The organism is Pseudoalteromonas porphyrae (assembly GCF_001298125.1).
In the GTDB taxonomy this organism is placed as follows: Bacteria; Pseudomonadota; Gammaproteobacteria; order Enterobacterales; family Alteromonadaceae; genus Pseudoalteromonas; species Pseudoalteromonas neustonica.
Genome location: NZ_LHPH01000030.1, coordinates 1 through 20,152 on the forward strand (window position 1 = coordinate 1; position 20,152 = coordinate 20,152).

Below are 20,152 nucleotides of genomic sequence, written 5' to 3' on the forward strand. Positions count from 1 at the left end.
CTATAAGCTCTCTGAAGGGCCGTTGGAGACTACAACGTTGATAGGCAAGGTGTGGAAGCATAGTGATATGTTAAGCTAACTTGTACTAATTACCCGTGAGGCTTAACCATACAACGCCAAACGCGTTTTATGTGACTGTTTAAGCGCAAGAAGTTAAGATTGTAGGTCGTGATTTATCGCGACAACTAAAGTAGATTTACTAACAGCTGTAAGCGATAAGCTTAAAGTTGTAAGAAGACAATTATCAGCATTTTCAAATTTTAGTTAGTGCGTAGAGATACGAACTGACACCCAATTTGCTTGGTGACAATAGCGTTTTGGACCCACCTGATCCCATGCCGAACTCAGTAGTGAAACGAAACAGCGCCGATGATAGTGTAGCATTTGTTATGTGAAAGTAGGTCATCGCCAGGCTCCAAATAAAGAAAGCCCGACTCATAGAGTCGGGCTTTTTTACGTCTGCAGGAAAGTGAAAAAGTGAGCAAGGTGCAAGGTGGTCAATGTCGCTCAGGCGTTCATCTGAAAGCAATACACCCCCATATATCGGTTGTCGCGATAAATCACGACCTACACTGAGTGAACTCAAATAGTGTGTGTAATACCAATCTGCATAAATATTTGAACAATTTAACGAATTAAATCACGCTATAACGTCGTTAAAAATTTTTATTTAGAACAACTAGATACAAAAAAATTTTGCCTAGTTATAGCGCAATTTTCTTGTTATTAAATAGACCCCATATCTATCCAGATTGGTATAAGAAAGCTTATTTATATCCGTTAGGGTTATTGTTTTGCCAGCGCCACGCGTCTTGCATCATTACCTCTAGTCCACGTTCTGCTTGCCAATTAAGCTCAGTGAGTGCTTTTTCAGGTGCAGCATAACAAGATGCTATATCACCAGGGCGGCGTGGAGACACTTGATAGGGAACTTCTTTTCCACAGGCTTTACTGAACGCATTGAGCATTTGTAGTACAGAGTAACCATTACCTGTACCAAGGTTGTATACATGTGCACCAGTATCTTGATTAATTTTATTCAATGCTTTTAAATGGCCAAGAGCTAAGTCAACAACATGAATATAATCGCGTACACCAGTACCATCAACGGTGTCATAATCATCACCAAATACGCCTAACTGTTTTAATTTACCAACAGCAACTTGTGAAATATAAGGGAGTAGATTGTTTGGGATACCATTAGGGTCTTCGCCAATCAGACCAGATTCATGTGCGCCAACGGGGTTGAAGTAACGCAGTATAGCAAAAGCGAAGCGTTCATCTGATTTTGCTATATCTTGCAGCATCATTTCCACCATGAGTTTTGATGTACCGTATGGATTTGTTGTGCCACCTACTGGGAAATCTTCACGAATAGGTAAGCTCGCTGGATCACCATATACTGTTGCGGATGAGCTAAAGACGAGTTTAAAAACATCAGCATCTCGCATAGCATCTACAAGGGTAAGTGTACCTTGCACATTATTTTGATAATACTCGATAGGCTTTACTACAGATTCACCTACAGCTTTCAGTCCTGCAAAGTGAATAACACTCTTAATAGTATGCTTTGAAAACACATTAGCTAAAAACGCCTCATCGAGAATGTCACCTTGATAAAAAGTGATCTCTTTACCTGTTATGTTTTTTACTCTTGTAAGCGATTCTTTTGACGAGTTGCTTAAATTATCAATGACGACGACGTCATTACCCTGCTGTAGAAGCTCTAATACTGTGTGCGAGCCAATATACCCAGCACCACCTGTTACTAAAATTGTCATGTAATCTCCATATAGGGCAAGCTTTTAAGTTGACGTAATTCCATCATATATAGTGATGAATTGCATGCGCTATCGTTAAATTTAGTCCGTTTATTTGATATGTATATCTTTTTGGCGAATAGAGGTATATTTGATTACATAATTGATGTAAATGATAACAACTTAATGTGCATATATTAAGCTATAGTTAAGTCGTTACTGCTAGTATCTTACTTATATTTGGTTAGTTACCTATTGGAGAAAATTATGAATATGGTCAAAAAAATTGCACTTACTTTCTTAGTCGCATTACCTGTGTTTGCCCAAGCAGGTGAGGCCGTAGTTAAGTGGCAAGATTTTAATGATTATCGTGATGTTCGTCCATCAAATGAAGTGAGAGGGTCTTTTCATAAACGCGTAGCATCGAGTTTTGAAAAGCATTTTACTAAGCTCGCCGAAAATTTACCTGAAGGCTATAAGTTTAATGTAGAAGTAACGGAGCTAGATTTAGCCGGAGATGTTCGTTTTGGTGGTATGAATGAGTTACGTATTATAAAACCTATCTACTTTCCACGTATTGAATTTACATACTCTGTGACAGATAAAAATGGAAAGATTTTGACTGAAAGTGACAAAGTATCGTTAAAAGATATGGGTTTTATGGATAAAATTAAAATGGGCCGTGATGATGCATTTTATTACGATAAGCGTTTGCTAACAGATTGGTTTAAAAAAGAATTAATTCCAGCAGTTGTGCCTCAATAAGTAAATTTAAAAGGCACGAATATTCAAGTATTAGTGCCTTTAGTTATTATTTAAACGTTGTTAATAATTGCAATATTTGTTGTAATTTAATCACGGTTGTTTTTAATTTTTCTTCACTAAAGCCATCGCTACTTAAGCTTTCGACATCGGCTGCAACATCAAGTACGTATGGTTTGAAGCGCTTAGCTTCAAAATCAAAGCCTGCATCGGCTGGGAAGAGAGCCTTAAATTTACCGTGGCCTTGTTGTTGAAGCTCATCTAATTTTTTATCGGCATCAAGTGATTGACGATAAACAACTTTTAAGTTTTCATTTAGTTGCTCAATAATTGAATCCATTTTTTTCCTAAAGCTTTAAACTGCGATGCCGATATATTACGTGGATTGCATATAAAAGTCAGGTATTGAACTATGAATATATCAGGTGGAAGTTTACCAGCCATGAGTGGCACAGCACAAAGCGGCGAAGTATACAGCGCTGCTTTAGCTAAAAAGCAGCAACAAGCTGATGGCGCCGCTGCATTAGCCTTAATTGAAGGTGCAGCAAGCTCTAGTGCAGCACAAACGCCTACTAAGTCGGTTACAGCATCACTGGGTAATAACGTAAACGTATACGTATAGACTCTACGTTCATGTAAGCTTGAGATCGATAGGGGTTTTACTTTGTTGTCCACCGATCTCGCGCACCAGTTTGGGCACTAAAAAACCAGGTAATGCGAGTAGCATTTCGCCCACAATTTTGCGTGCCTGCTCCTCTTTGATATCAAAATGACTCGCACCTTCAACTTTGTCTAACAGGTATAAGTAGTAAGGTAGTACATCGGCATCAAATAATGCTTCGCTTAAATCAATTTGAGCCCGAGCGCTATCATTTACATCTTTTAAAATCACCGCTTGATTGAGTAATGTAACACCTGCTTTTTTTAACTTTTGCATAGCCGCTTTGAATTCATTATCGATCTCGTTGGCATGATTAATATGATTGATAAATATAATCTTTAGCGGTGAGTCAGCCAAGCGCTGGCATAGTTCATCAGTAACCCGAGATGGGATCACAACAGGTAAACGGCTGTGAATTCGCATCCGCTTAATTTGTGGTAATTGTTCAAGTTCATCCATAAACCAACTAATCGCATCGTCTTTGGCCATTAATGGATCACCACCACTTAAAATCACCTCGTTAATATTCGTGTCCGATTTAATGTAATCGAGTGCATCAATTAAACTGCGTTTGTTTAGTTGGTTCTCTTGATACGGAAAGTGGCGACGAAAACAGTAACGGCAATTTACAGCACAGCCTGTTTTAAACATCACTAAAACACGAGAACGATACTTGTGTAATAGCCCAGGTTGTTTGTTATCTTGTTCTTCTAAGGGATCTTTATTGAAGCCTGTTTTTGCAATGAATTCTTGGTGGCGTGGCATGACTTGTAATAAAAGAGGGTCATTTACATCACCATGGCGCATTTTTTTTATAAAAGGGACAGGCACACGAACAGGGAATAAACTGCGAGCTTTTATGTCGTTTTCATGGACTTGGCTTGATAAGCCAAGCATTTCTAATAGTACTTTTGGGCAAGTAACGACATTTGCTAATTCTTTTTGCCAGTTTTTATGCAAATTTGCTTCATTTCTTTGTATCATTGGCACGTAAATTACTCGAAAAATTATTAGATAGAGGAAACGATGGCGAATTATAGCACCAACGAGTTCAAGGGCGGCCTAAAAATTATGATGGACGGCGAGCCTTGCAGTATCTTAGAAAATGAAATGGTAAAACCTGGTAAAGGCCAAGCGTTTAACCGTGTTCGTATTCGTAAGCTTATTTCAGGTAAAGTACTTGAAAAAACCTTTAAATCGGGTGAGTCAGTTGAAGGTGCTGATGTAATGGATACCGATCTTGCGTATCTTTACACTGATGGTGAGTTTTGGCATTTCATGAACAACGAAACATTTGAGCAAATTGCTGCAGATGAAAAAGCACTTGGCGATACTGTTAAGTGGTTAGTTGAAAATGACGTATGTACTATTACGTTATGGAATGGCAGCCCAATTGCTGTTGCTGCGCCTAATTTTGTAGAGCTTGAGATCACAGAAACAGATCCTGGCCTTAAGGGTGATACGGCGGGTACTGGTGGTAAACCAGCGACCTTAAGCACTGGCGCAGTCGTACGTGTTCCTTTATTCGTGCAAATTGGTGAAGTTATTAAAGTAGACACTCGTAACGGTGAATACGTAAGCCGTGTTAAGTAAGCTTTAAAAATACGACTTAACTAAATCCTGGCTTTAAGCTGGGATTTTTTTTGGAGAAAATATGTCAATCGATCTTTGGCAGCCAAGCGCACAAGTAAATACTTTGGCGCAACGAGCTACAATCTTACGAGCTATTCGTGAGTTTTTTTATCAGCGTCAGGTGATGGAGGTTGAGACACCTAGTTTAAGTAGTGCAAGTGTTACCGACGTGCATTTAGCGAGTTTCAAAACACAATTTATTGGTCCAGGATACGCGCAAGGTTTACCTTTGTATTTACAAACATCCCCAGAATTTGCCATGAAGCGTTTATTGGCTGCGGGCAGCGGCGCGATTTATCAAATCTGTAAAGCATTTCGTAATGAAGAAGCTGGCAATCATCATAACCCAGAATTTACTATGCTTGAGTGGTATCGACCGGGGTTTGATGAATTTTCCTTAATGGACGAAATGGATGAGCTGATACAGTTAATTTTAAATGTGCAGCCTGCAAAACGTTTAACCTATCAACAGGTTTTTGAGCAAGCGCTAGGGATCGACCCGCTAACAGCTACAATTGCACAACTGCAAAACATTGCCTGCGAGCAGGGCTTTGCCGATATAGCTAAGCATGAAACGCATCGCGATACATTATTGCAGTTATTGTTTTGTATGAAAGTAGAGCCGACTATAGGCCAAGATAAACCGTGTTTTGTGTATCACTTTCCCGCATCACAAGCTGCGCTGGCGAGTATTTGTGAGCATGATACAAGAGTTGCTGGGCGGTTTGAGCTTTATTATCAGAACATGGAGCTTGCAAACGGCTTTAATGAGCTTACAAACGCACAGGAGCAAGCAAAGCGCTTTAATGATGACAATGTGTACCGTAATGCAAATAACTTAACTGCGGTGCCTATAGACACGCGTTTAATTGCCGCGCTTGAGCATGGCTTGCCACAATGTGCCGGTGTCGCATTAGGAATTGATAGATTAGTGATGCTAGCGACAGATAAAAATAGCATCAAAGAAGTTATCGCGTTTGATGTTGAAAGAGCGTGACTAGTAAGGTAGCTAGGTACTAGAAAGTTCTAGAGCCTAGCTACCTAGGGCGTGTTGACCTTTCGTGATTAATTTTGCAGCAGTCTATTTGGTATTTAGGCAAGGCAGCGCCTATGCAGTGTGGTTGTTCCCCATAAATAGGCGATAACGCAGTATAAATGCCAAACATGCGCTGCCCAAAGGGTTCTTCCTAGGGGCGATTGACTCTTTGTTACCTACACGGATGTAGGTAAGGGGCGTGAGCAGGACGCGGAAGCTTTGCTCGGTTTTTACTTAGCCCGCTAGGTTACAAACCTCGCGCCGCGATTAAATCGCCCCTAGATTGAACAAATTTCTTACGGGCCCAAGCGCGGATTGACCATTGGTCGGCCTCATATCCAGCAGTAAAGTTCACTAAGTTAACATTGGGCGCTTGTGAATTGTGACTATCAGAAAAGTAATAGTCGTCTTTACCTTCAATACCTACCGTAGCAAATAACTCATCAGTAAAGTTATAACGAGCGGTAAATGCGTACTGGTATTTAGGTGCTTGAGCTTGCTCACGACCGTCTTGATCTAATGGAGGTGAATAGAGGCTTGTTCTAGCTACATAATCATTAATCTTAGTATCTAAATAACCAACACTACCAGTAAAAAATAAATCATCGGTTAGCTGGTAGCTGCCTTCAATTTCTAGACCGTAGTTCTCACCAGATCCTGCATTATCAAAATAGCTAGTAAAGTTTTGACCTTCTACCAACCAAGACTTTAATTGCATGTCTTCACGGTACATATAAAATGCCGCTAAGCGCAGTACAAATTTGTCATCCAATGAGCTGCCTTTAACGCCGAACTCGGCATTCCATAAGTACTCAGGATCAAAAGTTGTGTGTTGTTGAAAAAAGTCAGCGCCGAGGCCGAACTCTTGTGCTTTGGCGAGGGCTTCAGAGTTAATGCCGCCAGCTTTGTAGCCGCGAGTAATACTTGTGTAGATCATTGTTCGATCAATTACTTGATATTCAAGGGCTACTTTACCACCGACCATTACATCATCACTACTCACAATAAACCCATTACTGTCACTGTAATCACTACTGTGCTCTTCAACACGTAGACCAGTAATCAATGTTGTTTTAGCATTTATTGGAGTGGCTAATTGACCATAAACAGCAACATTACTAACTTCATAAGTAGAATTAAATAAAGCTAAATCAGAATTTTCTATGCGTTGACGATCAAGCCCTACATTACGGTTTTGATAATAGATTCCGGTAATCCAGTCTTGGGCTTTTCCATTAAATTGCAGCTCTGCCGTTTTATCTTTGCGATCACGATAGTATGCATCTTTGTAGCTATAACTTTGCTCATGTAAACCTGCACCACATAATTTTGGCTTACTGGTATCATTACATACCCAGTCTTCATCAAAGCTATATAGTAATTCACTGTCTATGCCTGATAAGTTTAAGCTCACATCAAATAGATCAAAACCGGTATAAATATTGGCAAGCCCTACAGCAATACTTTCTTGGTTATCTTGTCCTGGGCTATCCGCTACACTATTACGGCTATTATCAAGGGTAAATGCGTCATAGCCATTGTTAATATCAATATAGTGAACGCTTAATTCAGTACGTAAATGATCGCTTAATTGGCTGTGTAGCTTAAAGCGGCTGATCATTTCATCTTGTTGTTGTGTTGGCTTACCTAAATACTCATTATCCATAAAGCCATCAGATTCACGTTGGTAAATACTGGCGCGTACCGCAGTGCTGTCAGTAATACCAATGCCGGCAGCAATACCTGCTTCGTAGCTATTATAGTTACCAGCACCTAGTTGAACCTTTACGCTAGGATCAAATGTAGGATCAGCTGATTCCATTTGGATCATCCCACCCAAACCATCAGCACCAAAGCGTGTACCTTGTGGGCCGCGATAAATTTCAATTTGGTTTACATCAAAAAGTAATGAGCTGCCACCAAGGCCTGAATAGTTAATGCCATCAATCACTAAACCAACCGATGGGTTAATTGGATCAACGAATTGTGAGCGCAGACCAACCCCACGAATTTGGATAAAGCGTCCGCGAGATGCACCAGATGAAAAGTTAACATTAGCGGCACTGGCCAACATTTCATCTAAAAAGTTAGCGCCTCGGTCATTAATTTCTTGCTGGCTAAATAAACTGGCGCTGGCACTGAGGGTTTGAATGCTTTCTTTTTGAAAGTCCCCAGTAACAAGTATTTTTTCAAGATCAGTATCTTCAGCAAAAGCTGGGGCGCTTAATAAAGGTAGTAGCGCAGCGGTAATTAAAGACAGACGTAGTTTCATTCGGTTGCTTAACTCCATTTCAGGGACTTGTATGATAACAACTATTCTCATTAAAGTCGTTATTCAACTTTTGGGTGTCTATATGTTATAAACGCGCACAGTATACATAATTAGGATTACGAATATGACATTTAAAGTAGACTTTAAAGTGCGCGACTATGAATGTGATTTACAGGGTATAGTAAACAACAGTGTTTATTTTAATTATTTAGAGCATGCTCGCCATGAATTTTTATACGCCAACGGCATTGATTTCGCGCAGCTTGCCCGAGATAAAATTAATTTAGTGGTTATGCGTAGTGAGATAGACTATAAACAGTCTTTAGTGCCTGGCGATGAGTTTTATGTTGCTGTAGAGCCGGAGCGTATTAGCAGATTAAAATTCGGATTTAGGCAAACCGTGATACGTAAAAGTGATGATAAAGTCATGCTTAAAGCATTAGTAATAGGAACTAGTGTCAACGAGCAAGGGCGACCATTTTTACCAGAGCAAGTTAATCAGCTATTTAAAAGTGAATAATTCATTAGTGCGAATGTTTTTTACTATCTTAGAACAATTTTTTACATTTAAAACATGCATTATTAACGGTAAAAACTGTTAATTATTGTTACTATGTGTTGATTGAATTTTAGGTTAAGAATCACATGAAATTAGCAGCAATACCGATGCTTGTTATCGGTTTTTGTATTGGCTGCTCATCGACAGGGACAGTCACAAGTGAGCAATTGAAATACACTAAGTGGCAACTATCACATGTTGATGGTTTAGCGATCCCGACATCTTACACTGCATCATTAAGTTTTATTGAAGCGTTGCAAGTCAATGGTTTTGCGGGTTGCAATAAATTTTTTGGCGAAGGCTTGCTGGATGATAATCATTTAACGGTTAATAAGTTAGGCATGACCCGAAAATCATGTGGTGATGAGTTAGATGCGTTTGAGCAGCAATTTTTAAATGCGTTGAAGCAGGGTGTGCCGTTACAAATCCAAAATCAACAATTAGTTTTAAATGGCGAACAGACATTTGCGTTTATTCCTGCAAGTTAACCCCTTGCAGGCTAATTACATCTGACGTACACTCGTCAGCGAACAATATATAGAATTTTTACTTGTCGGAGTGCCTTGAGTTTTAGCTCAAAGGCTGAGATCGCGAAAGCGGGATCCGTGAACCTGATCAGGCTAACACCTGCGTAGGGAACAAGCTGCCATAAACGGGTGCTTGTGCGCCTGTTTGGCGTATAAGTACTCTGGCTGCCAAAGTTGGTAGTGCTTTTTTGTAACACCAATCTACGATCCATGTAGCATTTGCTACTCTCTATTGCATTGCAATATCTGACGAGACAACCCTTTAGCAATGAGGTAAGTCATGTCAAATACATCAAATAAACCGTCTCGCCGCGAAACCCGTGCGGCTGCATCAGATTATATTTATAACCTTACTGGGCAACCTTTTCCAAGTTCACACAAAGTGTATGTACAAGGTACCCAAGAGAATGTACGCGTTGGTATGCGAGAAATTACGTTAAGCGATACTTTCATTGGTGGCACTGATGAAAACCCAGTGTACGAGTCAAATGCACCACTGCGTGTTTATGATACATCGGGCCCATACACAGACCCAGATTTCACTCTTGATGTGCGAAAAGGCCTTGATAAATATCGTGAGCAGTGGATTGAAAGCCGTGATGATACCGAGGTGTTGGAATCAGTCACGTCGCAATTTTCGCAGCAACGTATGGCTGACGAAGGTCTTGACCACATTCGTTTTGAACACTTACCTAAAATTCGTCGCGCTAAAGCGGGTAAAAACGTCACGCAAATGCATTATGCTCGCCAAGGTATTATCACACCAGAAATGGAATATGTCGCAGTACGCGAAAATATGGGTCGTGCGCAAATCCAAAAAGAGTTATTAGCGCAGCAGCATAAAGGTGAATCGTTTGGCGCGAGCATTCCTGAGTTTATTACTCCTGAATTTGTGCGTGATGAAATTGCTCGCGGACGTGCGATTTTACCAAACAATATTAACCACCCTGAAACCGAGCCGATGATAGTAGGGCGTAACTTTTTAGTGAAAGTAAACGCAAATATAGGTAATTCATCAGTAAGTTCATCTATCGAAGAAGAAGTTGAAAAAATGGTGTGGTCAACCCGTTGGGGCGCTGACACCGTAATGGATTTATCAACAGGGCGTTATATTCACGAAACCCGTGAGTGGGTAGTACGTAACTCGCCTGTACCAATTGGTACCGTACCAATTTATCAAGCACTTGAAAAAGTAAATGGTGTAGCAGAAGACCTAACATGGGAAATCTTCCGCGACACCCTAATTGAACAAGCTGAGCAGGGCGTAGATTACTTTACTATTCACGCTGGTGTTTTACTACGCTATGTACCTATGACGGCAAAGCGTGTTACCGGTATTGTATCGCGTGGTGGTTCAATTATGGCTAAGTGGTGTTTAGCGCACCATAAAGAAAACTTTCTTTATACGCATTTTGAAGATATCTGCGAGATTTTAAAGCAATACGATGTGTGTTTCTCATTAGGTGATGGCCTGCGTCCGGGGTCAATTGCTGATGCCAACGATGATGCACAATTTAGTGAATTGCGCACACTTGGTGAGCTGACAAAAATAGCATGGAAGCACGACGTACAAGTCTTTATTGAAGGTCCAGGCCATGTGCCAATGCACATGATCAAAGAAAACATGGAAGAGCAACTTAAGCATTGTGATGAAGCGCCATTTTATACGCTTGGCCCGCTTACAACTGACATTGCACCAGGTTATGACCATATTACCTCCGGTATTGGTGCGGCACAAATTGCATGGTATGGCTGTGCAATGTTGTGTTATGTAACACCCAAAGAGCATTTAGGTCTGCCAAATAAAGAAGACGTAAAAGAAGGGCTGATCACTTATAAAATAGCGGCCCATGCTGCAGATTTAGCAAAAGGTCACCCGGGAGCACAAGAGCGTGATAATGCATTGTCAAAAGCGCGTTTTGAGTTCCGCTGGCATGACCAATTTAATATTGGTTTAGACCCAGTTCGCGCCCGCGAATACCATGATGAAACGCTACCGCAAGAGTCAGGAAAAGTAGCGCATTTTTGCTCTATGTGTGGGCCAAAATTCTGTTCAATGAAAATCACCCAAGAAGTGCGCGAATATGCCAAAGACCTAGAAGCCAGAGGTATCGATCCAAACAATGTTGGTGAGAGTATTGAAATAAAAATGGTTGATGTGGAAGCTGAGATGAAAGCTAAATCTGACGAGTTTAAACAAACTGGCTCAGAGATTTACCATAAAGCGGTTTAAAAGCTAGTTGTAAGCGATAAGCTTTAAGTTGTAAGCAGAGCACCGCTTATGGCTTACAGCTTATAGCTGAGAGGTTATTATGTCTTACAAAATTGCGGTAATAGGTTTTGGTTTAACTGGGCGTTTGGCGGCGCTTGAATTGAGTATGCTGCATCAGGTAACTGTATTTGAAGCGGGTGATGAGCAAGCGCTTGATAGTGCAGGTCGTGTTGCGGCGGCGATGCTTGCACCACTTGCTGAGTCTGTTTTGTGTGAACAAGATTTAGCATTAATGGGGCTTGATTCGATAGCCCGTTGGCCTGCTATTTTAGCGCAGTTAGATGATGAGGTGTTTTTTCAACAGCAGGGCACATTAGTGGTTGCTCATCAGCAAGATAAAGGCGATTTACAAAGCTTTGCTCAGCGCCTAAAACCTTTGCTGGGGCATCAGGCTCATTCACTAACCAGTACACATATTAATGAACTCGAACCTGAGTTATCTGGGCGTTTTAACCAAGGGCTTTATTTACCTTGCGAAGGGCAAATTGATAACCAAGCATTTTATCAGGCAAGTTATAAAACACTACAAGCACGAGGCGTGAGTTTTGAATTTGGTAAAACAATTGATATAAATTCAGAAAGTATACAAGGCGCGTTTGACTATATAATTGATTGTCGAGGGCTTGGGGCAAAAAGCGTCAGTTGTAAATTACGTGGAGTCCGTGGTGAAGTTGCGCGTTTATATGCGCCTGAGGTTAAACTTACTCGGCCCATACGACTAATGCATCCACGTTATCCCATTTATATTGCACCTAAACCTAAGCATGAATATGTTATTGGCGCGACCGAAATTGAATCACAAGATAATGGTCCAGCCACAGTGCGTTCAACGCTTGAGTTATTTTCTGCTGCATACACCGTTCACAGTGGTTTTGCTGAAGCGAGACTGTTAAATATTCAAACTGGTTTACGCCCAGCATTTAGCGATAACCGCCCACAAGTAAGCAAGCAAGGTAAGGTGATCAGCATTAATGGCCTGTATCGCCATGGTTATTTATTAGCGCCAAGTCTAGTGGCTGATGCCGTAGCTAAAATCGAATAAGATGAATAAAACTATGAATATAATGATAAATGGACAGCCATTTGTATTAAGTGATAAGCACACGTTACTCGATGCGCTTAGCCAATTTGGCGCGAAAGAGCCATTTGCAGTGGCATTAAATGGGGTTTTTATCGCGCGTAGCTTATGTGCAGATACACAATTGAATGAAGGTGATAGCCTTGAGTTACTCTCGCCAATTCAAGGGGGATAGTATGAAAGATTGTATCGACGACAGTTTTAATATTTATGGCGAACAGATTAATAGTCGATTATTAATTGGCTCTGCACTGTATCCCTCACCGGCGATTATGGCTGAGTCGATTGAGGCGTCTGGTTCGCAGATTGTCACTGTGTCTTTACGCCGCCAGCAAAGTGCTGCTGCGGGGGATGATTTTTGGCAATTAATAAAAGACACTGGCTTAAAAATATTACCTAACACCGCAGGTTGCCACAGTGTTAAAGAAGCGGTTACATTGGCGCAAATGTGCCGAGAAGTGTTTGCCACCGATTGGATTAAATTAGAGTTAATCGGCGACGAATACAACCTGCAACCCGATCCCTTTGCACTGCTTGAAGCGACTAAAATCCTTTTAGCTGAAGGATTCAAAGTGCTACCGTATTGCACGGATGATTTAGTGCTATGCCAGCGCTTAGCGCAGGCCGGGTGTGAAGTGTTAATGCCATGGGGTGCGCCAATAGGCACAGGTAAAGGGTTGTTAAATCAATATAATTTAAAAACTATTCGAGAACGATTGCCAGAGCTGACTTTAATAGTTGATGCGGGCCTTGGTCTCCCCTCACATGCCTGCCAAGCACTCGAAATGGGGTATGATGCGGTATTATTAAATTCAGCCATTGCGGGGGCGGGTTGTCCTGTCACTATGAGTTGTGCATTTAAAGCTGCGGTTGAAGCTGGACGTTTTGGTTATTTGGCTAAAGCAATGCCTGAAAAAGAGGTTGCGGCTCCCTCAACACCAACAATGGGTATGCCATTTTGGCATCAAGATAAAATTTAGGATAAATGTGTTTATGAAACAGGTTGTTTGGACAATTGCAGGCTCAGATTCAGGTGGCGGTGCAGGTATTCAGGCTGATATTAAAGCGATGCAAAGCTTTGGTGTGCATGGCTGTACAGCAATTACCGCACTCACTGCACAAAATAGTTTAGGCGTTGAAGCACTAAATCCTATTTCTACAGAGGTTATTGAATCGCAGTTACTTGCGCTTGAGCATGATATGAAAGCCGCAGTAATTAAAATCGGCATGTTAGCAAATGTACAGCAAATTCAACTTGTCAGTGAACATATTAAGCATTATCAAAGTACTTGGTCTGTGCCGCCTTTAGTAGTGTATGACCCCGTTGCGATTGCCAGCAGTGGTGATTTACTTACCGAAGAAGACACCGTTAGTGCAATTAAAGAATGTTTATTGCCGCTGGTAGATGTGATCACCCCGAATACGCACGAAACGCAGCTGTTAACGGGTGTGTATTTAATTGGACCAAGCGCCGTAAGAGAAGCCGCAGCAAAGTTACAAAGCTGGGGCGCAAAAGCCGTGGTGATCAAGGGCGGTCATTGGGATTACCCGAGCGGTTATTGTATTGATTATTGTATCGATGGCAGCACCGATGGGGGGAGTGAGTATTGGCTCGGCAATGAAAAAATTCAAACACCACATAGCCATGGGACTGGCTGTAGTATGGCCTCTGTTATTGCGGCGTGTTTAGCAAAACAATACCCCTTAAAAGATGCCTTTATTTTAGCAAAAGCGTATATCAACCAAGGCTTAAAAGCCGCAGTACGTTATGGTGAAGGGATTGGCCCTGTGGCACAAACGTGTTTCCCTGAAAACCTTGATGATTACCCACAAGTGATTGAAGCCGGGAGTTGGCTTGCTGACGAATTAGACTTTGATGCGCCAAATGAATTTACTATGGCTGCTGGTTTTCCTGCTTGTGAGAGCAAACAGCTTGGTTTATATGCTGTTGTTGATACTGTTGATTGGTTAGAGAAATGCCTGGCGCAAGGTATTAAAACCGTCCAGCTAAGAATGAAGCAAGGTACAGAGCGTGAGCTTGATGATGCCGTGGCTGCTGCGGTGATGCTGGGTAAAAAATACGATGGTCATGTATATATAAACGATCACTGGCAGTTAGCAATTAAGCATGGCGCGTACGGTGTACATTTAGGTCAAGAAGATTTGCTTGAGGCTAATTTAGTCGCCATTAAAGAAGCTGGGCTGCGTTTGGGACTTTCGACGCATGGGTTTTATGAAATGCTTCGTGCTCATAATTATCGTCCTAGTTATATGGCGTTTGGGGCAATATACCCAACCACCACTAAAGATATGACAGGGCAAATACAAGGTCTTGAAAAACTAAAACACTTTGTGCCGTTAATGAGCGATTACCCAACAGTGGCGATCGGTGGCATTGATTTAGCACGCGCGAGTGAGGTTGCAGCAACTGGCGTGGGCAGTGTGGCTGTTGTTAGAGCCATTACAGAGGCAAGTGATTATCAACAGGCGATAGCAGAATTACAAATGGCGATTAACAGCGATGGCTGAGGTAATCGAGGGCGCTTTATCTGACAAAGAGCAGTTGCGTTACAGTCGCCATTTAATGCTTAAAGAAGTTGGCCTTGAAGGGCAGTTAAAGCTCAAGGCAGCTCACGTTGTGGTGGTTGGCGCTGGTGGTTTAGGCAGTCCTGCCTTGTTGTATTTAGCTGCTGCTGGCGTTGGCAAGCTTACTTTATTGGATGATGATAACGTTGAGCTTTCAAATTTACAGCGCCAAGTGCTTTATAAAGTAAATCACCTTGGGCAACAGAAAGTCAGTGCGGCGGGTAAAGTACTGAGTAGCTTAAATAATCAAATTACGATTAACACCTTAAACATTCAGCTTAGTGCTGAAAATGCCGAGCAGATTTTTACAGACGCAACCCTAGTGCTTGATTGCAGTGATAACTTTAATACTCGTTATGTGGTTAATCATTTTTGTTTAAAGCTCGCTATCCCTTTGGTTTCTGGTGCAGCAATCGCAACCGATGGACAGCTAATGTGTTTTGATTTTCGTGATCAACACAGCCCATGTTACGGTTGTGTGTTTCCACGAACCGCTGATGAGCAGACGCTTAACTGCAGTAATGCTGGTGTGTTAAGTCCGTTATTAGGTGTGATTGGTTCAATGCAGGCATTATTAGCGGTTAATGTAATTTTAGGTCATCATCAGGGAAGTAAATTTGTTCGCTTTGATGGCTTAGGTTTAGTGCAGCAGCAGTTTAAATTAAGTAAAGCGCCGCAGTGTGCAGAGTGTGGCTGTGAAGAGGCTTGAAATAATAGAACGCGGAATGACTGAATTAGTCTTCCGCGTTTTTATTTAAGATTAATAATTAACAATTAATCTTGGCAAATGGTGTGCCCATACGCGTTACCGTTTCCGGCTTTTGATCATCTAAAATACCTGCTTTATTAGCACCCCAGGCTAAAATAACGGTTGAGCCTAATTTAAAACGGCCCATTTCATCGCCTTTTTTCAAGGTAATGCTGTTGTCACCTGAGGTTGGGTAATTCCAGCTAAAGACATCTTTACCTGCTGGTGGGGTAACTGTACCAGCCCAAATGGTTTCGATGCTGGCAACAATTGTTGCGCCCACTAGTACCATAGCAAGAGGGCCAATTTCAGTATCAAAAATCGCCACTACACGCTCATTACGTGCAAATAAGTTAGGCACATTTTGCGCGGTCAGTGGGTTTACTGAGAATAAATCACCCGGAACGTAAATCATTTTGCTCAAGGTGCCATCAATCGGCATATGAATACGATGATAGTCTTTCGGAGCAAGGTAAATCGTTGCGAACTCGCCACCTAAAAATGGTGCTGTATCCTGCTCAGAGCCACCTAGTAGCGCTTGTAAGCTGTAATCATGTCCTTTAGCTTGAATAAGCTGACCGTCTACGATAGCGCCTAGCTGGCTAATTGCACCATCAACGGGATGAGTAATGATGCTATCATCGGTTGTTAATGGGCGCACACCTTCTTTTAATGGGCGAGTAAAAAACTCATTAAAGGTTTTATAGTGAGCCGGATCGCTATACTGCGCTTCGTTCATATCTATTTTATATTGTTTAATAAACAATTTGATCAAAGTAGTGGTTAATGCACCAGCTTTAGCCGCGGCTAACTTGCCTACCATACGAGATACAAAATGTTTTGGCATTGCGTACTGCATTGCGATTTTGAATTTATCTAAACTCACAAGTTTCTTCCTAAAAATTAAATACGAGGAGCACGCGCTCCGGCGCGGCCATCGGCCATAGTTTCTAAAATTCTGTGGTAGCTATCAAAACGTAGCTGTGAAATATCACCTTCATCGATTGCTTGGCGAATTATACAGCCAGGATCATTCAAATGTTTACAATCCCTAAAGCGACAACCACCAATAAACTCACGAAACTCTTTAAAACACCAAGTAACGCGTTCTACATCTAAATGCCACAAGCCAAATTCACGAATACCAGGAGAATCAATTAAGTTACCGCCAGAAGGTAAGTGGTGAAGTCGTGACACAGTTGTTGTGTGTTGACCAAGGCCGCTGTTCTCAGAGACTTCTTTGGTAAGTATTTCGGCATTAGGTAATACCGTGTTCACGAGCGTAGATTTACCGACACCACTTTGACCAACAAAAATGCTATTTTTATCGACCAGAGTATCTTTGAGTTCATCAATACCTTTGCCTGTAATATTACTAACCAGTAACACTTGGTAATCAAGTGCTCTATAAATATCCAAAATTTTATTAATATTGGCAAGCCCTTGCTCATCAATTAAGTCTATTTTATTGAGCACTAAAATAGGCTCTATGCCCATGTCTTCACAGGCAATAAGGTAGCGGTCGATAATACTGGGGGTAAATTCAGGTAATACTGCTGACACCATCAAAATTTGATCTATGTTGGCGGCAATGACTTTTACACCATCGTAAAAATCAGGGCGTGTAAGCTGCGAACGGCGTTCATGCATTGCTTCAATAACGCCGGCTAAATCACCTTCACTTACTTTAGCGCGACGAAATTGCACTTCATCGCCACAAACAATACCTTTAACAGTACGGCGAATATTGCAGCGCAATACGTCACCGTCATCGGTTTCAATATCGGCATGTTGACCAAAACGACTGATCACTACAGCATTTTCAGGCGCACCTAAATTATCGGTTTGCCACTTATCAGCCTTACTTTTGGCTGGTGCAGAATCTGCATTAGATAAGCGTTTTTCATGATTGGCCTTAATCCTACGGGATTGACCTTTACTTAATTTCTTCTGTTTTGCCACTTTTGGCCCATAACTTAGTTAAATGTCGTGCTTTTTGAAAAAAAAGCTTTAGGTCGACTGATGATACTAATATGATATATCTAAATGCGTTAGATCTAAAGGAAAGCACCGCAAGGTAATTATGTCTTTTCATAAATCAAATCTGATTTGGCTCGACCTCGAAATGACAGGTCTAGAACCAAGTACAGACAAAATACTCGAAATCGCCACCGTTGTCACCGACAGTGAGCTAAACATCTTGGCCGAAGGTCCAACTATTGCAATTCATCAAAGTAATGAGTTGCTCGATGGTATGGATGAATGGTGCACTAACCAGCACGGTCAATCAGGTCTAACAGCTCGTTGTAAGACGAGTAAATTCACAGAGCAAGATGCCGTTGAGCAAACATTGGCATTTTTAAAGTTGTGGGTTCCAGCAGGTGCCTCACCTATGTGTGGTAACTCGATAGGGCAAGATAGACGCTTTATGAATAAATACATGCGCGAACTGGAAGATTACTTTCATTACCGCAATTTAGACGTCAGTACAATTAAAGAGCTCGCACGACGCTGGAAACCTGAAGTTTTAGCGCAAGTGAACAAAAAAGGCTCACACCTTGCTCTTGATGATATTAAAGATTCCATTATGGAATTAAAAGTCTATCAAGAAAAATTCTTTAAATTGTAAAAAACACTTGCAAACACATGGAATTATTGTAGAATCCCGCCCCGCTTAAGACGATAACCCCAGCGGGGTTAGTGTGTTTAAGTTGCTTGAAATAAACATGTAGTACGGCACTAGCTCAGTTGCCTGAACGTTCACTGCGACTAGTCGCGTGACAACGGACGAATTACTGACTATTTAAATGCGGCACTAGCTCAGTTGGTAGAGCGCGACCTTGCCAAGGTCGAGGTCACGAGTTCGAGCCTCGTGTGCCGCTCCAATTTCTAACCAAAGAAATTGGAGTGATTTAAAAATTAATGCGGTACTAGCTCAGTTGGTAGAGCGCGACCTTGCCAAGGTCGAGGTCACGAGTTCGAGCCTCGTGTACCGCTCCAATTTCTAACCAAAGAAATTGGAGTGATTTAAAAATTAATGCGGTACTAGCTCAGTTGGTAGAGCGCGACCTTGCCAAGGTCGAGGTCACGAGTTCGAGCCTCGTGTACCGCTCCAATTTCTAACCATAAGAAGTTGAATTATTTTTAAACACACAATTTATAAAGCGGTACTAGCTCAGTTGGTAGAGCGCGACCTTGCCAAGGTCGAGGTCACGAGTTCGAGCCTCGTGTACCGCTCCAATGTTTATTAAACAAATCAAAATCTTCTATTAAGTAAATTATCTTAAACCTTACAGAACTGTATGCTTTTCTTGATGGCTGATGGCTGATGGCTGATGGCTGATGGCTGATGGCTGATGGCTGATGGCTTTAAACTTGCCCTTGCAGTGTCGCTATAAGTCTTCTTGTGCCGCCATGGTCGCGATGCTCACCTAAATAAATGCCTTGCCATGTCCCCAATTGTAAACATCCTTGATTAATAGGAATTGTAAGCTCACACCCTAAGGTACTACTTTTGATATGTGCTGGCATATCGTCATCGCCTTCATAATCATGACGATAATAAGGTTGGCACTGGGGTACAAACTTATTGAAATGACTCTCCATATCCATACGTACGGTAGGATCAGCATTTTCATTAATCGTTAAGCTGGCAGAAGTGTGTTGAATAAAAAGGTGGAGTAAGCCAATTTTATAATGGGAGATTTCAGGGAGTTGAGTGAGTATTTCATTATCAATAATATGAAAGCCTCGAGAGCGAGGCTTCAAAACCAGTTGTTTTTGTAACCAACTCATATTTTATCGAAACTGACTTCAATATTTGCATTACCTGCATCAGAGGTGAATGGGATGAGTATTTTTGCACCATCACTTTTATGCGTAATAGTATGGCCTTTACCAGATACAACTATAGGTGTGGCCATGTCAAAGTCATAACCTTTTTCACCCAGTAGGTTTTTTGCACCACCGGTAACCATGTTGGTTATTTCACCAACCATGTCAGTTACTTCTTCGTCAATTGAGTCAGGGCGCTCACCTAGCATACGTTCCATAATAGTCAGCGCTAAGCTTTCATCAAAGGTAATAGAAAATGAACCTTTAGTTTGCGGGCCTACCATACCTATTAAACCTGAAACATCACCACAGGCAACTTCATCTTTTTTAATTCTAGGCTTACCCGGTTTTAATTCGGTTTGAGCCATTGTACCTAGTACATTTAACAGAGACGTTAAAAAAGGATTGATGAACTCTACATTCAT

Annotated in this window: 21 protein-coding genes, 4 tRNA genes, 2 rRNA genes and 1 riboswitch; of the genes, 19 read left to right on the plus strand and 8 right to left on the minus strand. The window is 41.5% G+C overall.

Annotated features, from left to right (window positions below):
* Window positions 1-110 (plus strand): 23S ribosomal RNA (locus tag ADS77_RS19095); the annotation flags it as partial.
* A 189-nt stretch (window positions 111-299) separates the two neighbouring features.
* Window positions 300-414 (plus strand): 5S ribosomal RNA (rrf, locus tag ADS77_RS19100).
* Between the two features lie 353 nt (window positions 415-767).
* On the opposite strand, the gene galE is transcribed toward rrf, so the two are convergent.
* On the minus strand, window positions 768-1,781 hold the full coding sequence (gene galE / locus ADS77_RS19105) for a UDP-glucose 4-epimerase GalE (protein ID WP_054455851.1): 1,014 nt from the start codon (window positions 1,779-1,781) through the stop codon (window positions 768-770).
* A 246-nt stretch (window positions 1,782-2,027) separates the two neighbouring features.
* Between galE and ADS77_RS19110 the strand changes: the two genes are divergently transcribed.
* Window positions 2,028-2,525, plus strand: coding sequence for a DUF3016 domain-containing protein (locus ADS77_RS19110; RefSeq protein ID WP_054202971.1), 498 nt, complete (start codon window positions 2,028-2,030; stop codon window positions 2,523-2,525).
* 46 nt (window positions 2,526-2,571) lie between these two features.
* Here the strand turns inward: ADS77_RS19110 and ADS77_RS19115 are convergent, their stop codons facing one another.
* The gene (locus ADS77_RS19115; protein ID WP_054202972.1) at window positions 2,572-2,862 is read right to left on the minus strand and encodes a hypothetical protein; all 291 of its coding nucleotides are present in this window, start codon (window positions 2,860-2,862) and stop codon (window positions 2,572-2,574) included.
* 72 nt (window positions 2,863-2,934) lie between these two features.
* On the opposite strand from ADS77_RS19115, the gene ADS77_RS19120 reads away from it, so the two are divergent.
* Complete coding sequence (locus ADS77_RS19120) at window positions 2,935-3,144, plus strand: hypothetical protein (RefSeq protein WP_054202973.1); 210 nt, start codon at window positions 2,935-2,937, stop codon at window positions 3,142-3,144.
* Window positions 3,145-3,153: 9 nt separating this feature from the next.
* Here ADS77_RS19120 and epmB read toward each other — a convergent pair whose 3' ends face one another.
* Window positions 3,154-4,167 (minus strand): EF-P beta-lysylation protein EpmB, encoded by a 1,014-nt coding sequence (epmB, locus tag ADS77_RS19125; protein ID WP_054455853.1) that lies wholly within the window; start codon window positions 4,165-4,167, stop codon window positions 3,154-3,156.
* Window positions 4,168-4,209: 42 nt separating this feature from the next.
* Between epmB and efp the strand changes: the two genes are divergently transcribed.
* Together efp and epmA are read left to right on the plus strand one after the other, a co-directional pair.
* Window positions 4,210-4,776 (plus strand): elongation factor P, encoded by a 567-nt coding sequence (gene efp, locus ADS77_RS19130; RefSeq protein WP_054202975.1) that lies wholly within the window; start codon window positions 4,210-4,212, stop codon window positions 4,774-4,776.
* Window positions 4,777-4,837: 61 nt separating this feature from the next.
* Window positions 4,838-5,812 carry an elongation factor P--(R)-beta-lysine ligase gene (gene epmA, locus ADS77_RS19135; RefSeq protein ID WP_054202976.1) on the plus strand — a complete coding sequence of 325 codons (975 nt, stop codon included), beginning with the start codon at window positions 4,838-4,840 and terminating at the stop codon, window positions 5,810-5,812.
* 286 nt (window positions 5,813-6,098) lie between these two features.
* Here the strand turns inward: epmA and ADS77_RS19140 are convergent, their stop codons facing one another.
* Window positions 6,099-8,141, minus strand: a complete 2,043-nt coding sequence (locus ADS77_RS19140; protein WP_200909658.1) for a TonB-dependent receptor domain-containing protein — start codon at window positions 8,139-8,141, stop codon at window positions 6,099-6,101.
* 106 nt (window positions 8,142-8,247) lie between these two features.
* Between ADS77_RS19140 and ADS77_RS19145 the strand changes: the two genes are divergently transcribed.
* From ADS77_RS19145 to ADS77_RS19180, 8 genes are all read left to right on the plus strand, one after another.
* Window positions 8,248-8,643, plus strand: a complete 396-nt coding sequence (locus ADS77_RS19145) for an acyl-CoA thioesterase (RefSeq protein ID WP_054202978.1) — start codon at window positions 8,248-8,250, stop codon at window positions 8,641-8,643.
* A gap of 125 nt (window positions 8,644-8,768) precedes the next feature.
* Window positions 8,769-9,170 (plus strand): META domain-containing protein, encoded by a 402-nt coding sequence (locus tag ADS77_RS19150; protein WP_064435819.1) that lies wholly within the window; start codon window positions 8,769-8,771, stop codon window positions 9,168-9,170.
* Window positions 9,171-9,226: 56 nt separating this feature from the next.
* A riboswitch (TPP riboswitch) is annotated at window positions 9,227-9,337 on the plus strand.
* A 152-nt stretch (window positions 9,338-9,489) separates the two neighbouring features.
* Window positions 9,490-11,442 carry a phosphomethylpyrimidine synthase ThiC gene (gene thiC / locus ADS77_RS19155; protein ID WP_054202979.1) on the plus strand — a complete coding sequence of 651 codons (1,953 nt, stop codon included), beginning with the start codon at window positions 9,490-9,492 and terminating at the stop codon, window positions 11,440-11,442.
* A 79-nt stretch (window positions 11,443-11,521) separates the two neighbouring features.
* Window positions 11,522-12,523 (plus strand): FAD-dependent oxidoreductase, encoded by a 1,002-nt coding sequence (locus ADS77_RS19160; RefSeq protein ID WP_054455855.1) that lies wholly within the window; start codon window positions 11,522-11,524, stop codon window positions 12,521-12,523.
* Window positions 12,524-12,536: 13 nt separating this feature from the next.
* On the plus strand, window positions 12,537-12,734 hold the full coding sequence (gene thiS, locus ADS77_RS19165; protein WP_054203180.1) for a sulfur carrier protein ThiS: 198 nt from the start codon (window positions 12,537-12,539) through the stop codon (window positions 12,732-12,734).
* Window position 12,735: 1 nt separating this feature from the next.
* A complete protein-coding gene (locus ADS77_RS19170) occupies window positions 12,736-13,539 on the plus strand; it encodes a thiazole synthase (RefSeq protein WP_054455861.1) in 804 nt (267 codons plus the stop codon).
* 13 nt (window positions 13,540-13,552) lie between these two features.
* Entirely contained in the window at window positions 13,553-15,088 is a 1,536-nt protein-coding gene (gene thiE, locus ADS77_RS19175) for a thiamine phosphate synthase (protein ID WP_054455862.1), read from the plus strand.
* On the plus strand, window positions 15,081-15,854 hold the full coding sequence (locus ADS77_RS19180; RefSeq protein ID WP_054455864.1) for a HesA/MoeB/ThiF family protein: 774 nt from the start codon (window positions 15,081-15,083) through the stop codon (window positions 15,852-15,854). Before thiE ends, ADS77_RS19180 begins: the two co-directional genes overlap by 8 nt.
* 58 nt (window positions 15,855-15,912) lie before the next feature.
* Here ADS77_RS19180 and asd read toward each other — a convergent pair whose 3' ends face one another.
* Both asd and rsgA read right to left on the minus strand, forming a co-directional pair.
* A complete protein-coding gene (asd, locus tag ADS77_RS19185; protein ID WP_170174163.1) occupies window positions 15,913-16,779 on the minus strand; it encodes an archaetidylserine decarboxylase in 867 nt (288 codons plus the stop codon).
* 17 nt (window positions 16,780-16,796) lie between these two features.
* Complete coding sequence (gene rsgA / locus ADS77_RS19190) at window positions 16,797-17,855, minus strand: small ribosomal subunit biogenesis GTPase RsgA (RefSeq protein WP_054202984.1); 1,059 nt, start codon at window positions 17,853-17,855, stop codon at window positions 16,797-16,799.
* Window positions 17,856-17,976: 121 nt separating this feature from the next.
* Here rsgA and orn point away from each other — a divergent pair, with 121 nt between their 5' ends.
* From orn to ADS77_RS19215, 5 genes are all read left to right on the plus strand, one after another.
* The gene (orn, locus tag ADS77_RS19195; RefSeq protein ID WP_054202985.1) at window positions 17,977-18,522 is read left to right on the plus strand and encodes an oligoribonuclease; all 546 of its coding nucleotides are present in this window, start codon (window positions 17,977-17,979) and stop codon (window positions 18,520-18,522) included.
* A 180-nt stretch (window positions 18,523-18,702) separates the two neighbouring features.
* Window positions 18,703-18,778, plus strand: a tRNA-Gly gene (locus tag ADS77_RS19200).
* Between the two features lie 39 nt (window positions 18,779-18,817).
* Window positions 18,818-18,893: transfer RNA gene (locus ADS77_RS19205), tRNA-Gly, on the plus strand.
* Window positions 18,894-18,932: 39 nt separating this feature from the next.
* Window positions 18,933-19,008 (plus strand) — tRNA-Gly (locus ADS77_RS19210).
* Between the two features lie 49 nt (window positions 19,009-19,057).
* Window positions 19,058-19,133, plus strand: a tRNA-Gly gene (locus tag ADS77_RS19215).
* A gap of 129 nt (window positions 19,134-19,262) precedes the next feature.
* On the opposite strand, the gene ADS77_RS19220 is transcribed toward ADS77_RS19215, so the two are convergent.
* Complete coding sequence (locus tag ADS77_RS19220; protein ID WP_054202986.1) at window positions 19,263-19,688, minus strand: secondary thiamine-phosphate synthase enzyme YjbQ; 426 nt, start codon at window positions 19,686-19,688, stop codon at window positions 19,263-19,265.
* Complete coding sequence (locus tag ADS77_RS19225; protein WP_054202987.1) at window positions 19,685-20,152, minus strand: chemotaxis protein CheX; 468 nt, start codon at window positions 20,150-20,152, stop codon at window positions 19,685-19,687. Before ADS77_RS19225 ends, ADS77_RS19220 begins: the two co-directional genes overlap by 4 nt.